Raw genomic sequence first — 25568 nt, 5'->3', positions numbered from 1 at the left:
CTCCAATGACAACTGAAAAGAAAAAAAAGAATATAGTAATCCCCATCATATTAGCGGTATTAATCGTAATCGGGGCGGTATTTGGCATCAAAGAATATATCTATTATAGCAAACACGTTGACACTGATGATGCGCAAATTGATGGAGACATCAGTCCTGTGGTAGCCCGTGTTGGCGGATATGTTAAGGACATCAACTTTGAAGAAAATACACTGGTAAACGCCGGAGATGTGCTGGTTAAGCTGGACGACAGCGATTATAAAGTAAAGCTGGAACAAGCTCAGGCAGGACAATTGGGTGCAAGTGCCGGCGTTGGGGTTTCACAATCACAAATTGCGGCTACTGCAGCAAATACCAGTACTGCGAAAGCCAACATTGAGGCAGCAAGAGTAAAACTGTCCCTGGCACAAAAGGATTATGTACGTTATGCCAATCTGGTAAAAGACGGATCGATTACGCAACAGCAATTCGATCAGGCAAAAGCACAAAAAGAATCTGCTGAGGCGGCTTTCGCAGCAGCAAATGATCAATATACGGCAGCGGTAAAACAAGTTGGAACGACTCAATCTCAATTGGCCGTAAGCCACAATGGGGTTACTCAACGCCAGTCGGATGTAGATTTTGCCAAATTGCAATTGTCTTACACCGATATCAAAGCACCTTCCACAGGAATTGTTTCTAAAAAGAATGTTCAAAAAGGACAGCTTGTTCAGGCGGGTCAATCGTTATTTTCTATTGTCAACGACAATAGCATCTATGTAACCGCCAATTTTAAAGAAACTCAATTAGAAGACATCAATCCGGGCTTAAAGGTTAAAATAGAGATAGATGCCTATCCAAAAGCGGATGTTCAGGGGGAAGTCTACAACTTTGCTCCGATTACAGGCGCAAAAGGATCCCTTCTACCTCCCGATAATGCGACAGGTAACTTCGTAAAAGTAGTTCAGCGTGTTCCTGTAAAAATTAAGATCACCAATGCACCAAAAGATATTCTGGCGAAGTTGCGTCCGGGAATGAGTGTTAAGGTTTCCGTTTCTATAAAAGATTAAAAAAAATGGCCGAGAAAGGTTTAAAAAAATGGGTTATCACGTTTACGGTGATCACAGCCTCGCTATTAGAGCTGATTGATACGACCATTGTAAACGTTGCTATACCCCAGATACAAGGTAACTTAGGCGCAACCCTGGAGGATGTAGCCTGGTTATCTACCGGTTATGCGGTTGCCAACGTTATTGTATTGCCCATGTCGGGCTGGCTGGGTAGTCGCTTCGGACGAAAAAATTATTTCCTTTTTTCCATCATTCTCTTTACCATCGCCTCATTTCTCTGCGGAAATGCGACAAACCTGGAAGAACTGATTGCCTTTAGAATTCTGCAAGGACTTGCCGGAGGTGGATTAATCTCTACTGCACAAGCGATCTTAATCGAAACCTGGCCTCGTGAGGATGTGGGAATTGCCACTGCCTTATTTGGATTAGGTGCCGTTGTTGGTCCTACTGTTGGTCCAACGATTGGGGGCTATCTTCTGGAAATCAGTTCCTGGCCATGGATCTTTTACGTAAATATTCCGATAGGGATTCTCGCAGCCTACTGTACCTACGCCTTTGTCAGGGAAACGCCAAAAGACGGGAAAGGAATGCCGGTAGACTGGTGGGGCATCGTTTTGCTGGCCGTAGCAGTAGGAAGTTTGCAAACGGTACTGGAAAAAGGAGAAAGCGAAGATTGGTTCGCCACACCTTACATCACAGCCCTTGCCGTAACTTCGGTGCTTGGGGTATTGCTTTTCATCTGGAGGGAACTGAGTACAGACCATCCTATTGTGAACTTTAAGATCATGCGCCACCGGAGCTTTTCTGTGGGGATGTTCACTTCCTTCATCTTAGGCTTCGGTTTATATGGATCGGTGTTCGTATTCCCGATTTTTTGTCAGAATTTACTGGGCTTTTCTGCCCTTCAAACAGGAGAATTACTCTTCCCCGGAGGTCTGTGTACGATTGTAATGATGCCTTTTATCGGGATTATGCTGAAGAAAAATGTACCGGCACAGTTTATGGCGACCATTGGGATGTTCCTTTTCTTCGTTTTCTGTTCTATGCTGAGTAAGTCTACCTTACAATCAGGAACGGGAGATTTCTTCCTTCCACTGGTGATCAGAGGAGTAGGTATGGCACTATTATTTGTACCCTTGACTACCTTGGCGATTCAGGACCTTAAAGGTGCGGAAATCGGACAAGGTTCCGGTCTGAATAACATGATGAGACAATTGGGTGGTTCTTTCGGTATTGCTGCCTTGACGACTCTTATTCACGTTCGTCAGGGTTTTCACCGCAGCAATTTGCTGGTCAATGTTAACGAGTATAATCCGGCATTTACGGAAAGGTTTAATGGCTTTATCCATAATTTCATGGCGAAAGGATACAATTACCTGGATGCTAAAGTTCTGGCCACCAAAGCCATCGAAGGTACGGTAACAAAACAAAGTTTATTACTTACGTATAGTGATGCTTATTGGGTAGCAGGATTGGTCCTGTTGTGCTCAATTCCGCTGCTATATTTACAGAAATTCAAGAAAAATGTCGCCATTCCGGCAGATGTCCATTAATCAAAACGGGCGTTAAGATTAATCTTAACGCCCGTTTTACCCAAAAAAATAACAATTAATTTTACTTCATTTATGGCCCCTGGGGCCTTAAAATCCGCACATACTTTTAAAAGGATTTGTTTAACCTCTATGAATCTAAGTTACAGATTTCTGCGAAAAATATCAAATTAATTAATTGAGTCTTTTCGCAGTTTTTTGGATCATTTTTGGTACTTTAAGCTCGAAAAAATGATCTAAAAAAAATGATGCAGAAACAACGCGCAAAAGGTCAGAGAGAATCTGTTTTTAACAATGAAGTTGTATCCAGATTTGAACTTTATAACAGCCTTTTCCTTACCCTTCCCTTCTACAAAGTAAAAGATACCGGAACCCTACTTCCACTCTTCATTAAATATTGTGAAGACGGTGTCAAGAACCACGAAACGCCAGCAGGAATCATCAATGCATTTTTTGAAAAGTACACTCAAAATAATTCTAAAAAAGACATTATAGACTTACTTTTCCGCTTCATTCAATATATAGAACGTCAGGTCGTATTGTTTGATGCTGTTGAAGATGCCTCCTTCAATAAACTAAATGCAGATGAAGAACACAGTGCTTTACTGGTTTATCTGAAGAAGGGGATCGACAACAAAGCCCTGAACGAAAAAATAGAAAAACTGATTGATGAGTTTTCCTTACGGTTGGTCTTAACTGCCCACCCTACCCAGTTTTACCCTGGAAGTGTGCTGTCAATCATTACCGATCTGACCTCAGCGATAAAAACCAATGATATCTCGACCATCAATCAATTGCTGCAACAGCTGGGAAAAACGCCTTTTTTCAATAAAAAGTCGCCAACCCCGGTGGATGAAGCATTGAGTCTGGCCTGGTATCTTGAAAATGTGTTTTATTTTGCCGCGGCAAACATTCAATCGGAAATCGACCAAAGCTTAAATGACTATAACCTGGCATCCAAAAAGATCATAGAACTGGGCTTCTGGCCAGGCGGAGATCGTGACGGAAATCCAAATGTGCATACAGATTCGACCATTCAAGTGTCTAAAATGCTCCGCCAGATTCTCTTCAGGTGCTATTACAGGGATTTCAGAAATCTGAAACGCCGCATTACCTTTAGAGGAGTAGAAGACAATATTTCTCTTATTCATGATGTCCTGTACAAAAATGCCTTTGATCCCAATATTGAGACAGAAAACATCGCAGATTTCTTAATAGAGAATCTGAATAAAATAAAAACTACCCTGGTAGAAGACCATGATGGCCTGTTTTCTGACCTCGTTTCAGACCTTATCCGTAAAGTAGAGCTTTATGGCAGTCATTTTGCCTCTCTGGACATCAGACAAGACAGCAGGGTACTAAGGGATGTTCATGCCTATTGCAGGAATAACAAACCAATCAACGCTTTATATCCTGAAAACTACGATACCTTAAGTGAAGAACAGAAGATCAAAGCTTTGGTCTTTAAAAGCGCGAAGGTAAATTATACGGAACAACCGGATTCTTTAACACAGGATACCCTGGAAACCATTGCCGAAATCAAACAAATCCAGCAAAGTAATGGGGAGATGGCCTGCCATAGGTTCATTATCAGCAATTGTCAGCAGGCCAGCGATATCTTACAACTGATGGAGCTTTTCCTATGGAACGGCTGGACAGAAGATGATCTAACTGTAGATTTCGTCCCTCTTTTTGAAACTGTTCATGACCTTGCGGATGCTGCAGAAATTATGGAAACCTTATATAGCCATCCTTTCTACAAAAAGCATCTGGCCTATAGAGGAGGAAAACAGCACATCATGCTGGGTTTCTCTGATAGTACCAAAGATGGCGGCTATTTAATGGCCAACTGGTCAATTTTCAACGCCAAAGTAGCCCTTACAGCTACCGCAGATAAACACAACATCCAACTGGCCTTTTTCGATGGCAGAGGAGGCCCTCCATCAAGAGGAGGAGGTAAAACTCACCGCTTCTATGCTTCCATGGGTAAAGAAATTGCCAATAAAAATATTCAGCTGACCATCCAGGGGCAAACCATCAGTTCTCAGTATGGCTCCATCGATAGTGCAGAATTCAATATGGAGCAATTGATCAATGCCGGAATCTCTGCAGGAATGAAAGAAAAGCACAACATTTTATTGGATCCCCTACATAAAAACTTACTGGATGAAATGGCAACCAACAGCTATGAGTCTTATGTGTCTTTACGTAAACATCCTTTATTCCTGAGCTATCTGGAGAAGTTCTCCCCTTTAAAGCTGCTTTCAAAAATTACGATCAGTAGCAGGCCGGTAAAAAGAAATTCAGGCGGATCCTTAAAACTGGAAGACCTGAGGGCAATCAGCTTTGTAACAGCATGGAGCCAGTTAAAACAAAACATTCCCGGCTTCTATGGTATAGGAACGGCATTGAAAAATCAGGAAAACCAAGGGAACTGGGATAAAGTGGTTAAAACTTATCAGGAATCAGGATACTTTAAAACCATTATCGACAACTGTATGATGTCTATGAGCAAGGCTGATTTCTCGATTACGGCCCATTTTGCGAATGACAAAGAATATGGTGCTTTCTGGAAAATGCTTTATGACGAATTTGAGCTGTCTAAGGAACTTTTATTAAAGCTGTCCGGACATGAGACCTTAATGGAAAATTATCCTGTTGAGAAACGCTCTATTTCGGTTAGGGAGAAGATTGTTCTTCCATTGGTATTGATCCAGCATTATGCGTTAGAACAACTTCAAAGTGAAATTACAGAGGAAGAACAACAATCTCTGGAAAAACTATCCATCAGAACGGTCTATGGCATCGTAAATGCGGGTAGGAATCTCGCTTAAACTTATAAAAAAATGGAACTACTCTTTTCATCCCCGAATCTTTGCTGAAGGGCAAATATTCGAATGTCTTCAAAGGGTAGTTCTTTTTTTATAAAAATCCTGCTCCATCGGTTGGAGGGCTAGGTAAAGGCAAGGCTTCGTTTGCTGGAAGGTTAGTTAAGCTGACCACGGTATGAAGCTGATTTGCTTTTTTGAGACGATCATGATGTTGCTAAATCTTTCGGGGCAAGCATCCTGCAGGGAACTTCATTTCATAAAAAAAGAAGCGTTCTATGAAAAGGCCTAGAACATTTTGCGCTTTTTCAGCGAAAAAGGTTTCAGCCTTTGAATAGTAATGCTTCTTTTTTAAGTAAGACCTTAATTATCATGGTCTTAAAGCGGAATATTAATAAATCACTTTGCCTGCAGAAGTAACGATAGAGGCGATGCGCACGGCATCAAATACTCTTTCTTCTGTTGCACCCAGAGCAAGGATAGATTTCTCATGTGCATTTACACACATTTCGCATCCGTTAACCGCTGATACAGCGATGCTCATCAACTCAAAGAACTCTTTCCCTGTTACAGGACTGCTCATGATTTGCATGCGTACACGGGCAGGGATTTGTGTGTATTTCTCTTTTCCTGTAAAATGACGGAAACGATAAAACACATTGTTTAAAGCCAATAATGAGGCACATCCTACGGCTTCAGCAATTTCTTCTGCTGTCGCTTCTTTCGTCACAGCCAGTTTCTCGAAGAAATCAGTAAGGACTTTATTGTTGTTATTTACAGCGATGCTTAAAGCGATCAGGGCACATTCTTTATCTGTCAGGTGTCCTGAAGTAAAAGTACTGCTGAAATTTAGTTTTAAATCGCGTACATATCTTGAATTTCCCTTTTCTAAAAGGATCAGGCTTTCATTTCTGTAATCAGCATCAAGACCTACTACTGCTAGTAATTCCTGGATGGTTTCTGTCACTTCACTCATGATATTCAAATTTTTAGGGTAAAAGAAATCCCTGCAAAAATGCATTTTACAGGGATTCTCATTATTTGGAACAGTAAATTATACAGTTAAAGTTTCCTGACCTTTTTCCCAGTTACAAGGACAAAGTTCGTCAGTTTGCAAAGCATCAAGTACTCTGATAACTTCTTTAACGTTACGGCCAACGCTTAAATCATTTACACTAGCCCAACGAACGATACCTTGAGGATCGATGATGAAAGTAGCACGGTAAGCGATTTTTTCATTTGGCTCTAAAATGTCTAAAGCTTCAGCTAAAGATTTAGAAGTATCTGCTAACATTGGGAATTTCAAACCACGTAAATCATCATGGTTGTTTCTCCATGCAGCGTGAACAAACTCAGAATCCGTAGATGCACCGATCAAGGTAGTATCACGGTCACGGAATTCGCCATAGTTATTGTTAAATTCAGCGATTTCTGTAGGGCAAACGAAAGTAAAATCTTTTGGCCACCAGAACATACAAGTCCATTGGTTGTTGTCGTTGATTAAAGAATCTGAAGTTAAAGTTTCGAATTCTTTACCTTTTTCTATGCTTACTACAGCTGTTTTCGAGAATGATGGAAATTGTTGACCTATATTTATCATAATGTTTTTTTTTCGTTGCACAAAGGTAAGGCTATATCCCCTCAAATGCAACCAAATTTAAGAGATAACAGATACTTAATACTGATAGACATATAGACAAAAACTATACTTCTATCTTTGACATTTAGTTTCTCTCTATTTACTTTTTCAACGTCGTTTCAAATAGTTTAAAGATCCTTTTATACTCATCTGTCCAGCTTGACGGCTCGACAAAACCATGATCTTCAACCGGATAAACCGCCAGTTCCCAGTTGTTTTTTCCCAGTTCTATCAGCCTTTGGGAAAGTCTGACGATGTCCTGGAAGTGCACATTTACATCCACCATGCCGTGACACATTAATAAATTACCCTTTAAACCATCTGCAAAATAGATCGGCGAACTGCGTTTATAAGCCAATTCATCATTATAAGGTTCATTTAAAATATTTGAAGTATAACCGTGATTGTAATGTGCCCAGTCCGTAACCGACCTCAGCGCCCCTCCACTGGCAAAAACATCTGCTTCGGTGAATAAGGCCATCAAGGTAATGAAACCGCCGTAGGAGCCGCCATATAAGCCCACATGCTTAGGATCTACATTGTACTTCTCTACCAACATTTTCACACCGTCCACCTGATCTGTCAGGTCTTTTCCTCCCATATGTCTGTAAATTCCTGTACGGTGATCCCTTCCATATCCTGAACTTGCCGTATAATCGATGTCAATTACCGTATATCCATTATCTGCCAGCAAATTATTAAACATGTATTCCCTGGAATACTGACTCCACCAGTAATGTACATTTTGTAAATACCCGGCACCATGGACAAACACAACTGCAGGACGATTTGGATGTGGCTTCGCTGCCGGATAGACTCTGGCATAGACATCGGCTCCATACCGGTTTTTGAAAGAAACCAGATCTGGTTCTCTCCATTGATAAGAATTGAACTCCCTGGAAGAAGAATTTGTTACCTGCACTGCTTTTGCTCCTGGCTTATTGGCTTGCAAATACAGCTCCCAGGGCTTATTCATATACGAATAGTTAATCGCCAGCCACTTTTCATCTGGTGAAAGCGTTACGTCGTTTCCGCCCTTCATGCCCGTGAGTTGAATCAGATCCCCTCCGTTTACATCCAGTTTGTAAAAATGGGTAATCCCCGGGTGTGTTTTATTTCCACTGATATAGAAGGTCTTTTTGTCTTTGGAAAGCTGTAGCTTTTGTACTTCCCATTTGCCGGAAGTCAGCTGTTTCTTTTCTCCAGTTGTGATATTGGCCAGGTAAAGGTGGCTATATCCACTGGCTTCGCTTTGAAAATAAAAACGGTTTTGATCTACCCATCCGATATTTCGGGGCCCGATACCAGGTCCGCCAATCCAGGCTTCATCTCTCTGGCGGTCTACAATGCTCAGGTTTCCTGTTGCCGCATCTAGTTTGAGAATCCAGAGGTCCTTGTTGTCCAGGGCATCGGCAACCAGGATTGCTGCGCTTCCTGATTCATTCCAAAAAGGTCCGCTTAAGTTTACTTGTCGGTCTTCATTCTTTTTCTTACGTTCTTCCAGTTGCTTAGGATAATCCTTTACGTAGTCCGGAAGATCTTTTATTCCAGGAATTTGCTCCGTATGCACGCTATACACTGTATCTCTTTGCTGATCGTAAATAAAGCTTTCATAAGTTGGCATTGGCTCTCCGACTTTAGTCCGCCCGGCAATATCCTCCGTATATCCGGAAGAAGTGACATAGTTGGGAATGATGGTATTCGTGCCGCCTGAAGGGGGAGTGATCAATTTATAACTCACATACCTTGCATCCGGACTGATTACCAGTCCCGACAAAAACTTTTCTCCAAGATATAGCGCTCTTAAAGGTTTCTCTTTTGAGGAATCATTCGCCTTATCAAAGATTCCTTTCGCCGGGTTGTTTTCTTTATTTCTCTTTTTTATGATGTCAAACAGATTTGCCTGATCTTCTTTTAGCCAGGTATCCTGAGTCAAAATTTTCTTTTTATCCGCAGCTGCGGCCTGTTTTCCTTTTACAAAATTGGTCAACTGACGAATTTCATTGCTATTCAGGTCCAGTAGAAAGAGGTTTTCGCCACGCTGAAAAACCACATTTCCATTTTTAAGGAAACTGGCATTGCTTTCTCTTTCCAGTGTACGCGTCAGGCGTTGCTCTTTCTTTGTTTTTAAGTTGTAGAGGTAGATGTCCCCTCCTTTTTCGGCAATTCCCATGCCCCCATTGTCAGCATAAGTATAACTCATCCCAATTGCGGACTCTTTGAGTTTTTCGCTGACCTTCTCTATTTTCCCGGAAGAGACATTTACCTGATATCCTTCATTTTTCTCTTTATTTTCAGGGTTCCAGTCAAAGAAGACCGTTTTACTATCAGCAGCCCAACGGAAATTAGAAGGCGCTACCCCGAGCCACTTCTGATCCCGCATAATCTTTTCAACGGTAAGAGGAGCAACTTGCTGTGCCTGTGCAGCAGCGCCTAAAAGCAGAAATAATGCAATTGTTTTTTTCATTTAGTTTGTTTTTGAGGCCAGTCCTCCTTTTTTACTGGACACGTTTACCGTAAATTTAGTTCCTCCTTTTACAATCCAGCGAACTGTGACATAGCCATTGCCGGGAATGTTATCGACTTTTAGATTTGCCGCATCTCTTTTCTGTTCAGTACTGATATTCAGATCTCTGTTAGTGACGATCATACCTGCAACCACATTCCCTCCGGTTAAAGATACGACATCAGGAACTTCAATATTATTTTTGATATCCTGACTGGAATGGGTGGGAATCATTCGCTCATTGGCAACAACGGCAGTGACCTGCGAAAGGCCTCCGCCAAGCTCCTTCACTTCCAGCTCGGTGACCTTTAATTTTGGCGTATGGTAGGCATGATATACACTGAACGCCATATTCCTATGGGCATCACTTTCCAGTAAAAAGCCCGGGTGTAACCGTGTATAGGTCTTTTTGAAACCACCGATTTCGATATCTCCATATTGAGGATGCTTGAAAGGGTGCCAGTCTACAAAAGCATCTTTCATCAGCAAGTCTTTATCAAAGGTATATTGCTGTGCCTGCGCTTTATCCCCATCCCCTTCTGTTTTATTGTAAAGCGAGTAATTTGTCCAGAGTTCATTGGAGAAAGTATATATCCCTCGACCGCCATAAAACCAATCCAACTCTCCTCCAAATACCGAATACATATCCTTATACACGACCAGATAGCGATATCCCGGCAGCAATTCCTCTCCTTTCTTTCCAAGTGCATCATATACCCTGGCATCAAGCGCGTTGTACGTATCTACATCCTCTATTGCACCTGGTCCTCTCAGGATCATCCCTCCGTTATTGTGGTAGGATTGTGCGGCAGCAATATTTGGATGTTTCATGGCAAATTCTGCTACAGCACGGTTTTCAGGGATAGAAAAAGGGTATTTATAGGCCCCCGACTGCACATAATTTGGCTGCCAGTTCCAACCCCAGTCACGATTTGGATCGTAAAAACCCTCTCCATCCTCATTCACCAGTCCGTCTCCGTCATTATCGATTCCTTCCTGCCCCAATAATTCGTATTCACCTTGTTCATCAGCCCCAACCAGGATCATCCTTCTGGGATCAGTCACATCAGCTCTAAACCGCCCGTTGACATTTTTTCTGCGCATCATCACAATGTGGCCATCTCCATCAAGGTCATCAAACCCATCCTCGTTTACCGAACCGTCACGATCGTTATCAATCGGCAACAATCCCGATCTTGGAGAATGAGCGGTATTTGCTTTATGAATAAAGTTGTCTCTTGCATCCGGATTGATGGTAGGCGCAATATAAAAGGTCTTTTCTGCCAGCAAAGCCTTAACTGCGGGGTTTCCCTGCTGGAACATTTCCGCCAGATACCAAGCGGTATAAAGGGCAAATTCTGCACCCTGAATCTCATTGGAATGGATATTCCCATCAATATACATCGCCGGCTTTTGACCCGCGTTTCCCGATTTATGGTCCGTAATCGTCATCACCCAAAGGTCTTTTCCTTCAAAAGATTTCCCCATTGAACTCAGCTTTACCAAGTCAGGATGCGCCTGTGCCAATTTCTTGCAGAGGTCCGCTAAAGCAGTATAATCGTAATACCTGTTCCAGCTAATCGGAACCTTAGGATTGGAGGGGCTACCTACCGCAGCAATAATATTTTCTGGTTTTTGAGCTTTTACTAAAGTGCTGCAAACCATTCCTGCAGCCATCAGCATTATATATTTCATCTTCATGATCTGCAAATTAGAGGGATACGTCAATCATCTTACTTCCCGAAGAAGGGCTTCCTGCTTCGATGCTTATTTTACCCGGGCCTTTAATGAGCCAGCTCAGTTCTATAAACCCTTTGCCCGGAATAACCTCCAGCAATTGATTTTTCCTGCCAGACAACACCGTCTGGCCGCTACCTGTATTTACTTTTACCGCGATTTTTTTAAGGAAATAACTCTTTTCCCCAATTTTGGTTAACGTAGGTAAAATGCCAGTATTCACTACTTTTACAGAAACGCGGCTTAATCCTCCATCCACTTTCTCGGTTTTAAGGCCGGTCAGATCAATCTGGGGAGCCATCGCGGCAAGAGACAATACAAAGTCTGTATGTTTCTTTACAATGCCTTCTACCAGCTGATATGGAGGATTTGACAATACAAATGGGTCAATCCCTCCTACTTCCACCGTCTGCCCGGGGAAATCAGGGTGGTTCAGCACTTTCCATTCCGTAAAGGTGTTGGTAATGCCTTTGCTCTTTGCCCAACGCAGGTATTCGGCGGTAGGATCTTCTATCGTAAATGCTTTTTGTTTCGCTACACTATCCGGTTTTACTTTAGGCAGCCACCAACCCGGGGTGCTAAAACTCAACCGGCCATAATGAAAGTAAGCCCATTGAGAAAAATCACCACTTTCTGCAATTGTTTTAGGGGCATCTTTAGCCCCAATAATTTTATTGTATTTTTCAGAAACCAGTGTATTTACCTTCGCATCTGACTCAGACCAGCTGCTGATGATCCTTTTTGACAATCCGGCCGGATTAGTCTGTACTGGCCATGAAAGGTTATTTTGAGGTCCAAAAGTAACCACGGCATATACATTAAAAGCATCATAGAGAAAATCAAACAAAGCACGGTTTTCCAATTCAGAAACTGCAAATTCCCCAGCTCCCGGGATAAAATTCTTATAATTATAACTGGAATTTCTATTAAAATGCACGCCCTCCGCCCCATCTTCATTGAAAGCCCCATCTTTATCATTATCCAGTCCTTCCTGTATTAAAAGGTATTGTCCTGTTTCGCCTTTTGCGGCATCCGCCGGAATCAGAGAACGTGGGTCTTCAGGGTTGAGCCGAAAAGTACCTGTAGGATCTGCGATTCGCATCCAACTGATCTTCCCATCACCATTCAGGTCGTCAAATCCATCTTCTCCGGTTCTACCGTCCCGATCTCTGTCTATCACCCTTGCGTTTCCACTTCGTCCGTACTTTACTTTCGCAAAATATTGCTCTGTTGCGTCAGGGCTCATATTTGGGAAGACATAAAATGTCTGTTTATTCAACAAATTTTTAATGCTATCTGTGCCCGAAGCAGCCAACAACTGTTCTGCAAAGCCTATTGCCAGCTCCATGCCCAGCAAATGAGTTCCTTCTACTCCTCCAACCAGTACAATAGCAGGTTTCTGTTCTACTTTTCCCGTTCCAATGGTCATCATCCAGACTTCTTTTCCCGAAATGGTCTTCGTTAGAGATCTGGACTTAACCAACGCAGGATAGGTTTTAGAAAGCGTCGTAATTCTTTGCGCCAGGCGGTCGTTACTGCTGTAATCTGTCTGCGCAAAAGCCATCTGCTGGCCGGCAAACAAGAGCAGAAACCCATTTAAAAGGTAAAGTTTCTTCATGCTGAGGTTTAGGTTATTCCCTGCAATTTATAGAAAAAAGAAATCACATAAACCAAAGCACAATAAGGTTTTATAAATGTTACAAGGCTTCTCAGCGCCCCCTGGGGCATTTACCGGATCACCCTGCCTTTTGAATCTACGTTTACATTAAAAGGATTCAGATATTCATAGACCAATACTGCAAATTCCCTGCGGGTAATAGGACGTGATGGCTCAAATTCAGTCTTAAATCCGTAAGTGGTCTTCCATTTCTTTTTCACTTCTGTCAGTGTATTTTCCGGCGATTTATTCCCGATTTTACTAACCAGGTCTAAAGTGGAAGAGATCGTCATTTGTGCCCCTTTATAATCTTCAAACCAGATCTGGGCTTTATAGAAATATTCTTTTATCGGTTCTTTGACCTCTTCAGTACTCACCTCCCTGTTTGGCAAAAATGTGAGTCGCCCGGAAGAAAGTGTCCCTTTTAAAAAGCCGGATAAGCCAATAAACTGAACGGCTTTCCAGTTGCTGTCTGTAACAACGACATCTTCAAATGGCAGAATAGAAAGCTTATGACTGATCAACTCCCCCTGAATCTTTTTCAGGTTAGACTGCGACGTTTTCAAGTCAAAAAAAGCAGCATATGCAGCCGTAGCCCCCGCGGATTGTCCAGCAGCGATACTTTGCTGATCAGGGTTTAGCACCACTAAATTTTCCTGTCCCGGAATCAACAAATCATACAATGAAAGGACATTTGAACGGGAATTGTCAATAGAAAATCCAGAAGAAACACTTGTTCTGTACAGATTATCCTTATAGTTCAAGGCCTTCCATTGGCCCTCCTTGATTTTGGGCAATAAGAGAGCTTCATTAACTTTTCCGAAAGCATCGGCATGGACCAATATCGCTGCTCTGATCGTTCGTCCATCGCTCAGCTGAATGCTCCAGCCTCCTCCCGCTCTTTTTAGTTTTGACCATTCCCCGGTTCTGATAATCGTCAGGTTTTTAGTGCTGTCGGCCCAGGATTTAATTACTGCATTGGCACTCGTCTGGTCGATATAGACCTTAGTTGTATCCTTGATCCCCTTCGCTTTTCTCATTCTTTTCAGAAATTCAGCTTCCAGACCAGAGGATAGATTTTTATCGATAGAATGAACTTCACTCATTTCGAAGTTTTGATTTTCCATCAACAAAATGGTCTTTACTCCTGATGCCGCAGATTGAAACCCCGCCCCTAAAGCATTATTCCCATTTCCAATCACCAAAACTCCTGTTTTAATCTTTTGGCTATACCCTAACTGCACCATTAAAACAAGCGTAAAAACAACAAACCATCCTTTTTTCATTCGTCTATTTCTATTTTTCAATCCCAAAAACGGTATCCGTTACTGAGGGTTTCATTAATCTATAATTTTTTAGATGCCAGGAAAGCTTTCTTATAGCATTAGACCGTTTCATTTTGTATCTTTAAATAAACCTAAAGCCTTTCTATGATACAAACGATCAATTCCGTTTTTAAAGCTCAGCAAGCGCATAAATATACACTTAGAAATAGTAATGCCACACAACGAATAAATAAATTAAGTGCATTAAAAAGCAGTATAGAAAAGCATGAAAAGGACATTTATACGGCCCTACAGAACGACTTGCGTAAAAGTGAGTTTGAATCTGCAGTAACGGAAGTGATTTTTATCTATAGCGAGATTGATTTCGCCATAAAAAACCTGAGTGGCTGGATGGAGCCTCAGAAGGTAGGAAAGACCATTACAGGCTTGATGGCAACCAACAGAATTTATTATGAACCAAAAGGGCTTTGCCTGATTATTTCTCCCTGGAATTATCCCTTTCAGCTCATGATGGCCCCCTTGGTTTCGGCCATTGCTGCGGGAAACTGTGCCATCCTTAAACCTTCAGAATTAAGCTCAGAAACCAGTTCTATTATTTGCAGAATCATTGACGACTGCTTCACAGAGGAAGAAGTTTGTTGTTTTGAGGGCGATGCATCACTCTCCGCCATTCTTTTGAGCCTTCCATTTGACCATATCTTTTTCACCGGAAGTACGGCAATCGGCAAGGTCGTGATGGAAGCCGCGGCAAAAAACCTGAGTTCTGTCACCCTGGAACTCGGCGGAAAATCGCCTACCATCATTGATGATACTGCTGATCTGGAACAGGCTGCCGCGAAGATCGCCTGGGGAAAGCTGACCAATGCAGGTCAAACCTGTATCGCCCCTGATTATATCTTAATTCCTAAAACCAGGCAAGATTCCTTTATTGAGCACTATAAAAATGCCGTTACCCGGATGTTTTTCCTCGCAGATGGCGAGCTTGATCTATCGAGTTATGCAAAGATCATCAATAAAAAACATTTTGAAAGGATTGAGGGCCTGATTGAAGATGCTTTAAGCAAGGGAGCTTCTATTCCTTTCGGGGGTAAGAAAAAACCTTCTATTCAGACCATATATCCAGCAGTACTCACCGGACTTTCAGAAGATTCAGAGATCATGAAAGAAGAAATTTTCGGTCCTGTATTGCCCATCATCACCTATCATACGATAGAAGAGGCGATTCATGTTGTGAACAGGATGAGCAAACCTCTGGCCCTTTACATCTTCAGCAAGAACAAAAAGAATATTCATCAGATCATAAAAAATACCAGTGCAGGTGGAACATGTGTGAACGATGTGCTCATCCACATCAGCAATCCAAAATTACCTTTTGGCGGCGTAAATGCAAGCGGAATGGGAAGCTGTCATGGGCAATTTGGATTCAAAACCTTTTCTCACGAAAGAGCTGTTGTTTTTCAATCCAGACTGGATATGAGCAAGTTAATTTATCCACCTTATGAAAAGAAAGGCTGGGTATTAAAATGGCTGAGAAAACTCATGTGAGCAATTGTTCTCCTTAACCGATCCTAACAGAAGTCATTGTTAATGAACCACCTACCGCCTTATCATTAAAAAGAGAAACGGCTTCTCCGTCATTTTTCAGCCCCAACGTATACATCAGGGGCAGGTAATGCTCCGGGGTTGGAATCGCCAGCATGGCTTCTTTTCCTAAACTCTGGTAAGCCATTAAAGGCTGATGCTGGTTATTTAAGATCAATGATTTAAATTTATCATTGATTTCCAATGCCCAGTCATAACCACCTCCATTGATCATCTCCCAGCTCATCATCCTGAGATTATGGACCATATTTCCACTTCCAAGGATCAATACTCCTTTTTTTCTCAGGTCATAAAGCTCTTTTGCAAGGTCATAGTGATACCTGGCATCTTTTGTATAATCTATGCTCAGCTGAAGTACAGGAATGTTGGCCTCAGGATACATATGCCTTACTACTGTCCATGCACCATGATCCAACCCCCAATCGTGATCTAAACCTACCTCAGCAGTATGGATCAGTTTTTTCGTTTCCAATGCCAATTCAACATTTCCGGGCGCTGGGTATTCCACATCAAATAAAGCCTTTGGAAAACCGCCGAAATCATGAATAGTTTTCGGAAAATCCATTGCTGTAATGTGTGTTCCTTTGGTAAACCAATGTGCAGAAACAACGATGACTGCTGTAGGAACCGGAATATGTTTGGCCATTGCTACCCATTGCGCACTGAATTCATTGTCTTCAATCCCGTTCATAGGTGAACCATGACCAATAAACAAAACAGGCATTAAATGATCCTGAACCGGCAAATTCTGACTAAAGGTCTTGAATTGAGTTAAGTTTGACATGAGGATTGGCTGGATTAAAATGAGGTTTGGGTATTTCTAAACACGACCGCCTAGCCCTGCCCAAACCTTATTTAAGATAAGAATTGATTATTTTGCCTGGGCAAATTCAAGATTTAAAGAAATTTTAATGTCTTTACCTACCCCCATACCTGTTGGATCAAACTTGATGTTATAATCCAAGCGATTGATGGTTGTATTTGCAGAAAATCCAGCTTTGGTATTTCCTTGCTGGTCTTTGGTCGTTCCACCAAAAACAACATTGAACTTCACATCTTTTGTTACATCACGAATGGTCAGCTTTCCGTTCAGCTCATAGTTATTCCCTTTCAGTTTTTTGAAAGAAGTGCTTTCAAAAGTCATTTGTGGATACTTTTCAGCATTGAAGAAATCGTCTGTTTTCAAATGGTTGTCACGAGGCTCTACACGCGTATCCACACTGTTTACGTCAACTGTAAAATTAATTTTAGCATCTGTTAAGTCTGCTTTGGCTGCTTCTACAGCACCATCGAATTTATTAAATGAACCGTCTACAAAAGAGATTCCCATGTGTCTTACGGAGAAATTCACGAAAGAGTGCATTGGATCAACCGTCCATTTGGTTTGTGCGAAAGACGCAACGCTGATTGAAATGGCAACCAGGAATAAAAATACCTTTTTCATAATTTTATTTGTTAATGATTTACAAATCTATAACGAATAACAACGCTGATTGTTGATGTATGATAAGAAATAAGCGCAAGCACCTATTTCAGCACATTGAAGAAGTTAAATTCAACTCTTGCCAGGTACATATTCTTCGTATACCTGTTCGCCATGTTCCCTGCCACCTCAAAACGATATCCCAGGTCAATTCGGGTTCTGCTATTGAGAACCACCTGAACTGCTGGTGCAACATCCAGGTAAGAATGTCCATTCTCAGGATTGGTTTTACCCAATACTTCGAAATACAGGTTCAGGTTTGGCTGGTTATAGTTTTTGTAAACAAAAGGCAGCATCAGGTACCCTGAGGATAGACTATAACCTAACATTTGATCCGGCTTAGGCATCCCTGTCAGCTGTTTGCTATTGCGCTCAAAAGCCTTTGAATAGCTCAATGTTGACGATAAAGCAAGTTTATGCAATAACTGAGTAAAGATCAAACCTCCCTGTAAGCCACTGTTATCCCCTTCAAGATTGATATCTTCGGTATATGTTGGCCTGCTGCTGCTACTGATCCGGACGAATGCTGCTGCCCTGAAATGACTTTTCACATCATCAACAGACAAAAACCGGTATTTACCATATAAACTTGCGCCCTCGGCTTTATAGCCTCCGTCCATATCAGAGAAAAACCCCTGTACGTGGATCATCAGATTTTTATTGAATCCGATCATCATCTCCGGAATCGTTCTTGTCGCAAATTTCGGGTTAAATACGCCCTCATTTGTTAACCTTATCCCAATCGATTTTGCAGGCATATTACTGGCCGGCTCAGAGAACACATAGAGCTCCTGCGACCGCGCGGTAGTCCCCACAGCCATGGCTATGGGGATCAATAATAATTTAAGTAACCTCATAGGATCTTAAATGCTCAGGTGATAAATGCGGGTTTTCTTACCGTTTATCAGTCCTGAACCATCAGCATAAGAAGCGGATTTAAGCTGTGCTGCCTTTTTCTTAAAGGAAGAGCCGGAGATAAAGTTCTTATCTACAACACTGGCTTTTACTGCACCGTTTAAAGTTTGGTTTTTTGCATTTAAAAACTGATAAACATTAGTTCCAGCCACAGCAAGTCCCTGATCGTCTACTTTGGTGTTGTTAAAGTTGAACACCGCAGTCAGGTTCCCAATGGAAAATCCTGCATCTTCCACTTTCTTCCTAATCTGGTCGATATTTACGGCTTTATCTTTCTTAAACGTGATCGCAAACAGGTTTTTGTTTAAATCTGGTGTAATAGCGCCAATAAAGTCAAGGGTTTTTAAAGACTTTTCTGTGGCCTGCGAGCACATAGAACAGGTTAAACCGGTTACCTGAAGTTCTGCAGAAGATATTTGTTGTGCAGAAACCTTACCTGCAAATAAAGCAATGGATAATATGATTAAATTCTTGATCGTATTCATGAGGATATAATTTATGTTTTTGTTAGACATCTGACGCAATAACGCATGCGTCAAAGCCATCACAGGGTTTCCCTGCAACGGTAAATAAATTATTCCTGGTTTAATTTCTGAAAACGCAGTTAAAGGCGTGGAGGGAAAGCACAGAGGAAAGCGGAGGTGCTTTATTCTCGGCTTTACTAAACAGGTTTGGCAAGATGACGTGGAGCGCATCTGAAATCAGAGGTCCTAAAAACAGCTCCAGGCTAAAATCTTTAGGTACTGCAACTTTAACACCGGCTTCATGGCTATCTTTAACTTTAGCCTCCACAGCAGTATCTTTACAGCAACTGCTGCTTTTCTTCATTTTTTCTGCTCCTTTACAAGCGCCACATTTTGCGGTTTCGCTAAAGCGGACGGAAGAAAGCTTGCCCCCACAAAAGTGCATGTTCAATGCAATCCCGATGATGCTCATCAGGTAAAATGCACATAAGCCCAGTGTAAGTTTTTGTCGCAGTTTCATCTTTTCACAAAATTAAGCATAATTGTATGATAAAACGACTCGTACTTTTAATAAAGCAGATTTACCTTAACTTAGCCCTAAATATCATTAAATAATGAAGAGATTTTATACCCTGATCCTTTGTTTTTGCTTTAGTGTAACCTTTGCCGCAAAGCCAAAACATCAATATGTAAGGATAAAAACAGACCTGGGAGAATGCATTGTTATGCTCTATAATGAAACCCCATTACATCGGGACAACTTCCTGAAACTCACAAAAAAACGAATTTACGACGGGACCTTGTTTCACAGGGTGATCAAGGACTTCATGATCCAGGGCGGCGACCCTGATTCCAAAAATGCAAAACCGGGTGTACAGTTAGGAAACGGGACCGTAGGTTATACTGTTCCGGCGGAGTTTCGCGACAGTCTCTTTCATAAAAAAGGAGTCCTCGCAGCCGCCAGAGATAACAATCCCGAAAAAGCATCCAGTGGTAGTCAGTTCTACCTCGTTCAGGGAAAAAAATTCACGGATGAACAACTTGATAACGTAGAAACAAACCGCTTGAAATCTAAAATTCCGGCCTATCAGCGGGAGGTTTACAAAACCCTTGGCGGAACTCCTCATCTGGACAGAACGTATACCGTTTACGGAGAAGTTGTTAAGGGTATTGAACTGATCGATAAGATAGCTGAGCTGACTAAAGACGACAATGACCGTCCGCTTAGCGATGTAAGCATGACGGTTACCGTTTTAAAACGCCGCGAAGCAAAAAGACTGGAGAAAGAACTCCAGAATGCAACGTTAAATAAGAATCCTTTGGAAAACGCCATCAGCCAATAAACAAACACAAATGAAGATCATATCCTATAACGTCAATGGCATACGCTCTGCGACGACAAAAAATTTTATCGGTTGGTTACAAAGTACCGATGCTGACCTGGTTTGCCTGCAGGAAGTCAAAGCGCTGCCTTCGCAGATTCCAGAGATTATTGGCTTAATTGAACAACTTGGTTATCACCATTACTGGTTTCCTGCAGAGAAAAAGGGATATAGTGGCGTGGCCATTTTCAGTAAAATAAAACCCAATCATGTAGAATATGGTTGTGGAGAAGAATGGATCGACAAGGAAGGCCGCGTTTTAAGGGCTGATTTTGACACTTTCTCCTTAATGAGCTTGTACATGCCATCCGGATCAAGTGGAGACGAGAGACAGGTTAAAAAGTATGAATGCATGCGCTTCTTTGATACCTATATCGCCGATCTTCGTAAAGAAGTTCCTAATCTGATCATTTCCGGTGATTATAACATTTGCCATACGGCGATGGATATTCACAATCCTAAATCAAATGCCAATTCTTCAGGCTTCCTTCCGGAAGAAAGAGAATGGATGGAATTGTTCCTCAATAATGGTTTTATTGATACTTTCCGACACTTTAATAAAGATCCTCACCATTATACCTGGTGGAGCTTCAGAGCAAATTCAAGAGCAAAGAACCTCGGCTGGCGTATTGATTATCATTTGGCAAGTCAGCCGATGCTGGAGCGCTTAAAAAATGTAAGCATTCTTGCTGATGCGGTTCATTCCGATCACTGCCCTATTTTGCTAGAGCTAAATCCCTAAGTTATGTCGTCACTTTTAATCACTCATATCGGAACCCTTGCCGGACTTCATCCGAAGGAAACACTCCTGCTTAAAGGGAAAGAGATGGCCAACTTGCCTCAGCTTCATAATGCCTGGGTCTTGTGTAAAGACGGCCTGATTGAAGACTTTGGAACGATGGATCAATTGCCGCAACAGCTCCCAAACGAACTGGAAAGTATTTCTGCCAAAGGTGGTTTTGTATTCCCTTCCTGGTGCGATTCCCATAGCCATATTGTCTTTGCCGCTCCGCGGGAAGAGGAGTTTGTAATGAAAATTGCAGGTAAAAGTTATGAAGAGATTGCCGCTGCCGGTGGCGGAATCCTAAATTCTGCAGGAAAACTTCAAAAAGCTACAGAAGAAGAGTTGTTTGAAAGTGCCGCGCTAAGGTTAAACGATATGATCAAACAGGGAACAGGCGCCCTGGAAATCAAAAGTGGTTATGGCCTTTCCGTAGAAAGCGAATTAAAAATGCTGCGGGTAATCCGCAGGTTAAAAGAAAGCTTTCCCATTCCCATTAAGGCTTCATTTTTAGCGGCTCATGCTTTTCCATTAGCCTATAAAAATGATCATGCCGGCTATATCTCCCTCATTATCGACGAAATGTTGCCACAAATCGCCGCAGAAGGGTTGGCAGATTATATGGATGCGTTCTGTGAACAGGGCTTTTTCTCTGTAGAAGAGACCGATCAATTGTTGAGCGCAGCAGCAAAATACGGATTACGCCCTAAAATACATGCCAACCAGCTTTCCGTATCCGGAGGCGTCCAGATTGGTGTAAAACATCAGGCGATCTCTGTAGACCACCTGGAAGCAACAGACGAAGCCGCCATCGCGGCATTAGCAGGAGGTCAAACCATTGCGACATTATTGCCATCCTGTTCTTTCTACCTGGGCATTCCTTTTGCAAATGCCAGGGCATTGATCCAATCCGATGTTCCTGTTGCCTTAGCTACAGATTATAACCCAGGCTCTACTCCTTCCGGAAATATGAATTTTGTGATTTCCCTGGGCTGTATCAAATTGAAAATGTTACCCGAAGAAGCCATCAATGCCTGTACCTTAAACGGAGCCGCAGCAATGCAGCTAAGCGAACAAAACGGAAGCATTGCAAAAGGAAAACGGGCAAATCTGTTGATCACCAGGCCAATGTCTTCTCTTGCCTACCTGCCTTACAGCTTTGGTCAATCGCAAATTGAAATCATTATTTTAAACGGCAAGGTTCAATAATGGAGGGGCTGAAAATATACGGAAAAGAGGATATTATGGCCCTGACAGGTCCACGTGAGGGAGAAACTAAGCTCGGTGAGCGGGTGCAGGTCATTTCTGCACTGGACCAGCTAAAGGCTTCCACAGCTCGTTTTGTACTGCTGGGGATTCCAGAAGACATTGGAGTAAGGGCAAATCAGGGGATTGGAGGAGCGGCCACGGCCTGGATCCCTGCGCTTAAAGCGTTGTTAAATACCCAGAGTACCTCTTTTTTACCCGGTCCGGAATTATTGATCCTTGGGCATTTCCATTTTCAGGAACCCGCAGAATCTGACATGAAGGCCCTGGAGGCTGCGGTTGTTCAAATCGATGAGCAGGTATACCCGGTCATCAGAGAGATCATTGAAGCGGGTAAGGTCCCCATTGTGATTGGAGGAGGGCATAACAATGCTTATCCCATCATCAAAGGCCTTTCCCTTGCGCTTCAAAAGCCCATTGATGTGTTGAATATTGATGCCCATGCTGATTTGAGGCCTGCCAATGGCAGACATAGTGGAAATGGATTCAGCTATGCCATTAAAAATGGCTTCCTTAGAAAATATGCCATTTTTGGACTCCATCAAAATTACAACAACACCGGCATTCTCGACCAAATCAGCGAAAATCCAAATATCAAGGTCCTCTTTTTCGATGATTTGTTGAAAAATAATCAACCGGTTATGGAACAGCTTCAGCCACTGTTGAAAAACCTGGCAAACGAAATTGGATTGGAAATTGATCTTGACTGTATAGAAAACCTCTTATCCAGCGCATTTACCCCATCAGGATTCAATATTAATGATATCCGCAGGATAATCCTCGGTGCGGAGAAGAAACTCGCTTACATGCACATTTGTGAAGGCGCTGTCCTTCTTCATGATGGAAGACAGAGCGCCGGAACGGCAAAAGCAATCGCCTACCTCGTTACCGATTTTATCAAGGCACAAAAATAAAAATGGGGGCTGTCCCAGACAGGCCCCCATTGCAAAACTCCCCAAATTAATATTTTAAGACCTTGATTTCTGTTCTGCGGTTAGCCTCATGCTCCCCGGGGGTACATTTAACACCATTCGCACACCGGTTCAGCAATTGTCTTTCTCCATATCCTTTGTCCACTAACCTGCTCCGTTCGATTCCTTTGGCAAGAAGATAACTTACAGCAGATGCAGCCCTTCTCTGAGAAAGTTTCTCGTTGTAGTCGTCCTTTCCCCTACTGTCTGTATGAGAAGAAAGTTCGATCCTCAGGCTTGGGTTTTTGACCATAATGTTAACCAGGTTATCGAGAATAGGCGCGGCATTCGGCCTGATATTGGATTTATCGAAATCATAATGAATATTCTTAAGGACAAATGTCGCTCCGACACTGATGTCACTCAATCCGAGTTTCAGCACTACATAAAGTGTTTTACTGCGATCCAATCCCTTAGTAGACACCAACTCCGTTTGAGAGAATTTTCCGGCTTCAGTAGCCACCACCGTATACTCCGATTCCTGCTCTAACTGATAAGTAAACATGGCCTGTCCGTCGGAGACCTGCCCCACACTTTCATTGTTAAAGGTATTGCTGAGTACGGTGCTGATTCCTGGTAACTTGCTATTGTCATTTGACCTGATCGTCTCTCCAATGAGCGTAAACCGGAGGTCATTGAGAAATATCTCCTTATAGATGACCGCGGCATCTGTTTCAAAATCTGTTGGCTTTATCCCCACAGGATCAGCAACAATCCCGTTCTTCTCCGCAGTAATCAAATAGCCAGATTTGATCGCCGATTTAACCCGCTCTGCCTCTCCATTCACATTGCTGTTGGAGACATATTCTTTTCCATTCCCCGAAATTTTCACCTTTACCCCACTTAATACCAGACCCGTCTGTTTATCTTTAACCACTACCTGGATTTCTTTTGGAATGGCTACCGGAACGACTACGACCGGTACTAATGGAAGTTTTTTTCGTTTTGCACCCAATTTTATTTTAATTCCCGCTGCAAGGTTCAATGCTTTAACATTGGTTTCACAAGGGCAAGGTCTGGACTCATAGAATTGATTGATATTGGTAATGACGCCATTCCTGATAATTAATACATCTTTGGGACCAAGGGGATTCGTTGGTTTATAATTCATTACATGAAACCTGCTGGAGTCACCCCCAAACCGTTTTCCAAAAGTATTGAGGTAATCTGTCTGTAAAAACAGACCGATATGATCATTCAGCCGATAAGTGACTCTGAAACCTCCCAGCCCCATCCAGGCTTTGGCCTTATTTTTTTCATTATTGGTATAATAATCGTCGAACATTTTAACGGGAGTACCTCCGGGATCATTTACATAAATGGATTGCACATATTCAGGAAACTGTTGAAAGAGCACACCTGTCCTCAGAAAAGCTTCCAGCTCTACTTTCTTTCCAAGATCGACTTTATAAGTTGGCCCTATGCTTACTCCCAGATGCTTAAATGCAGGTTCATTCTTATAATTCGTAGCCAGATGTCCGTTTGCAAAAGAAATAGGCTCGAATTTTCGGCTCTCCTGTTTCAGAGAACGGACATCCAGGCCAATTCCCCATTGATTTCCATTAAAGTACTGATCAATCGCCAGTCCATAAAAATAGCCGTTTTTAGCCCGTCCGATATCCTTTCGGTAATCTTTTAATGGCGCGGTAAATCCGCCGAAGAGCGAAAACTGTAATTGTCCGGTAGAGGTAATAAGAGAAGGGTCTATGGAGACCTGGGCCAGAGAAAAACTGGCAAAAAGTGCGGAAATGAGGGTAAGGATGATCTTTTTCATAGTCGTTAATTTAAATTTCAACTAAAGTTTGAAGATAAATCACCCATGCCCCAGGGTTGTCAGCCCATGGTTTGCAAAATCAGCTTTATACTACAGGAAAGACATATGTTCTATTTGGTGTAATGCATTTGTCCAGCCTGATGTCATGTTCATTTATATCATCAATCACATTTAGTTCATCAAAAAGCGACAGGCCAATTTTCTGCGTGGATATTCCCTGCAGAAACCTGTCATAAAACCCCTTTCCATAACCGATACGGTATCCATTTTTATCAAATGCCAATAAAGGCACAATCACCATATCCACCTCTCCTGTATGAATTTTAGCCTTTTGAGGCTCTAAAATCTGGTAATCACTCATTTCCAGATCTTCCAGTCCGTCATAGTAATGGTGGGTCATTAATGCAGTGTCAAAATCAGCTTTTGGAACGATGATCTTAATTTCAGGATGGTGTATTTTCATCCAGTCGATCATTAGAAAAGTATCCGGTTCTTTCTTCTGTTTAATGGGTAGAAATATATGGACAATTTTCACGTTGGAAAGGTCCAGCAAAGCAAACTGTTCAACGAGTTTCACACTAAGCATATGCACTTTTTCGGGCGATAATGACTGTCGTTGCTGCTGTGCTGATTTTCTGATTTCTGATTTGTTCATTGCTTTACACTTTATGTTCAGGA

Annotated in this window: 21 protein-coding genes; 8 read left to right on the top strand and 13 right to left on the bottom strand. The window is 42.2% G+C overall.

Annotated elements, in window-relative coordinates:
• The first annotated feature begins 5 nt into the window (after nt 1-5).
• From AAFF35_RS29465 to AAFF35_RS29455, 3 genes are all read left to right on the top strand, one after another.
• The gene (locus tag AAFF35_RS29465; protein WP_342330013.1) at nt 6-1049 is read left to right on the top strand and encodes an HlyD family secretion protein; all 1044 of its coding nucleotides are present in this window, start codon (nt 6-8) and stop codon (nt 1047-1049) included.
• Between the two features lie 5 nt (nt 1050-1054).
• Entirely contained in the window at nt 1055-2602 is a 1548-nt protein-coding gene (locus tag AAFF35_RS29460; protein ID WP_342330012.1) for a DHA2 family efflux MFS transporter permease subunit, read from the top strand.
• 242 nt (nt 2603-2844) lie between these two features.
• Nucleotides 2845-5433 carry a phosphoenolpyruvate carboxylase gene (locus AAFF35_RS29455; protein WP_342330011.1) on the top strand — a complete coding sequence of 863 codons (2589 nt, stop codon included), beginning with the start codon at nt 2845-2847 and terminating at the stop codon, nt 5431-5433.
• A 385-nt stretch (nt 5434-5818) separates the two neighbouring features.
• Here the strand turns inward: AAFF35_RS29455 and AAFF35_RS29450 are convergent, their stop codons facing one another.
• From AAFF35_RS29450 to AAFF35_RS29425, 6 genes are all read right to left on the bottom strand, one after another.
• Complete coding sequence (locus tag AAFF35_RS29450; protein WP_124586083.1) at nt 5819-6403, bottom strand: carboxymuconolactone decarboxylase family protein; 585 nt, start codon at nt 6401-6403, stop codon at nt 5819-5821.
• A 78-nt stretch (nt 6404-6481) separates the two neighbouring features.
• Nucleotides 6482-7027 carry a peroxiredoxin gene (locus AAFF35_RS29445; protein ID WP_069378343.1) on the bottom strand — a complete coding sequence of 182 codons (546 nt, stop codon included), beginning with the start codon at nt 7025-7027 and terminating at the stop codon, nt 6482-6484.
• 139 nt (nt 7028-7166) lie between these two features.
• Nucleotides 7167-9533: a prolyl oligopeptidase family serine peptidase gene (locus tag AAFF35_RS29440; RefSeq protein WP_342330010.1), complete on the bottom strand. Its 2367-nt coding sequence runs from the start codon at nt 9531-9533 to the stop codon at nt 7167-7169.
• Complete coding sequence (locus tag AAFF35_RS29435) at nt 9534-11273, bottom strand: M14 family metallopeptidase (protein WP_342330009.1); 1740 nt, start codon at nt 11271-11273, stop codon at nt 9534-9536.
• Between the two features lie 10 nt (nt 11274-11283).
• Entirely contained in the window at nt 11284-12927 is a 1644-nt protein-coding gene (locus AAFF35_RS29430) for a M14 family metallopeptidase (RefSeq protein WP_342330008.1), read from the bottom strand.
• A gap of 110 nt (nt 12928-13037) precedes the next feature.
• Nucleotides 13038-14252 (bottom strand): hypothetical protein, encoded by a 1215-nt coding sequence (locus AAFF35_RS29425; protein ID WP_342330007.1) that lies wholly within the window; start codon nt 14250-14252, stop codon nt 13038-13040.
• 144 nt (nt 14253-14396) lie between these two features.
• Here AAFF35_RS29425 and AAFF35_RS29420 point away from each other — a divergent pair, with 144 nt between their 5' ends.
• Nucleotides 14397-15797, top strand: a complete 1401-nt coding sequence (locus tag AAFF35_RS29420; protein ID WP_342330006.1) for an aldehyde dehydrogenase family protein — start codon at nt 14397-14399, stop codon at nt 15795-15797.
• A 13-nt stretch (nt 15798-15810) separates the two neighbouring features.
• Here AAFF35_RS29420 and ygiD read toward each other — a convergent pair whose 3' ends face one another.
• From ygiD to AAFF35_RS29395, 5 genes are all read right to left on the bottom strand, one after another.
• On the bottom strand, nt 15811-16638 hold the full coding sequence (gene ygiD, locus AAFF35_RS29415; protein ID WP_342330005.1) for a 4,5-DOPA dioxygenase extradiol: 828 nt from the start codon (nt 16636-16638) through the stop codon (nt 15811-15813).
• Nucleotides 16639-16725: 87 nt separating this feature from the next.
• Nucleotides 16726-17298: a YceI family protein gene (locus tag AAFF35_RS29410; protein ID WP_342330004.1), complete on the bottom strand. Its 573-nt coding sequence runs from the start codon at nt 17296-17298 to the stop codon at nt 16726-16728.
• Nucleotides 17299-17381: 83 nt separating this feature from the next.
• Nucleotides 17382-18194: a hypothetical protein gene (locus AAFF35_RS29405; protein WP_342330003.1), complete on the bottom strand. Its 813-nt coding sequence runs from the start codon at nt 18192-18194 to the stop codon at nt 17382-17384.
• A 6-nt stretch (nt 18195-18200) separates the two neighbouring features.
• Entirely contained in the window at nt 18201-18737 is a 537-nt protein-coding gene (locus AAFF35_RS29400) for a heavy-metal-associated domain-containing protein (RefSeq protein WP_342330002.1), read from the bottom strand.
• Nucleotides 18738-18837: 100 nt separating this feature from the next.
• Entirely contained in the window at nt 18838-19236 is a 399-nt protein-coding gene (locus AAFF35_RS29395) for a hypothetical protein (RefSeq protein ID WP_342330001.1), read from the bottom strand.
• A 94-nt stretch (nt 19237-19330) separates the two neighbouring features.
• On the opposite strand from AAFF35_RS29395, the gene AAFF35_RS29390 reads away from it, so the two are divergent.
• From AAFF35_RS29390 to AAFF35_RS29375, 4 genes are read left to right on the top strand one after another with little or no spacing between them, the layout of a single operon-like run.
• Nucleotides 19331-20059 (top strand): peptidylprolyl isomerase, encoded by a 729-nt coding sequence (locus AAFF35_RS29390; RefSeq protein WP_342330000.1) that lies wholly within the window; start codon nt 19331-19333, stop codon nt 20057-20059.
• Between the two features lie 10 nt (nt 20060-20069).
• Nucleotides 20070-20840 (top strand): exodeoxyribonuclease III, encoded by a 771-nt coding sequence (locus AAFF35_RS29385; protein WP_342329999.1) that lies wholly within the window; start codon nt 20070-20072, stop codon nt 20838-20840.
• Nucleotides 20841-20843: 3 nt separating this feature from the next.
• Entirely contained in the window at nt 20844-22088 is a 1245-nt protein-coding gene (gene hutI / locus AAFF35_RS29380; RefSeq protein ID WP_342329998.1) for an imidazolonepropionase, read from the top strand.
• Nucleotides 22088-23059, top strand: coding sequence for a formimidoylglutamase (locus AAFF35_RS29375; RefSeq protein ID WP_342329997.1), 972 nt, complete (start codon nt 22088-22090; stop codon nt 23057-23059). The genes hutI and AAFF35_RS29375 overlap by 1 nt, the downstream gene beginning before the upstream one ends.
• A 46-nt stretch (nt 23060-23105) precedes the next feature.
• Here the strand turns inward: AAFF35_RS29375 and AAFF35_RS29370 are convergent, their stop codons facing one another.
• Nucleotides 23106-24890, bottom strand: a complete 1785-nt coding sequence (locus AAFF35_RS29370) for an OmpA family protein (RefSeq protein ID WP_342329996.1) — start codon at nt 24888-24890, stop codon at nt 23106-23108.
• Nucleotides 24891-24975: 85 nt separating this feature from the next.
• Nucleotides 24976-25545: a 5-formyltetrahydrofolate cyclo-ligase gene (locus AAFF35_RS29365; protein ID WP_342329995.1), complete on the bottom strand. Its 570-nt coding sequence runs from the start codon at nt 25543-25545 to the stop codon at nt 24976-24978.
• Between the last annotated feature and the right edge of the window lie 23 nt (nt 25546-25568).

It is taken from the genome of Pedobacter sp. FW305-3-2-15-E-R2A2 (assembly GCF_038446955.1).
Lineage (GTDB): Bacteria > Bacteroidota > Bacteroidia > Sphingobacteriales > Sphingobacteriaceae > Pedobacter.
The sequence above is the reverse complement of the archived record's forward strand: the minus strand, read 5'-3'. Positions and strand labels throughout refer to the sequence as shown.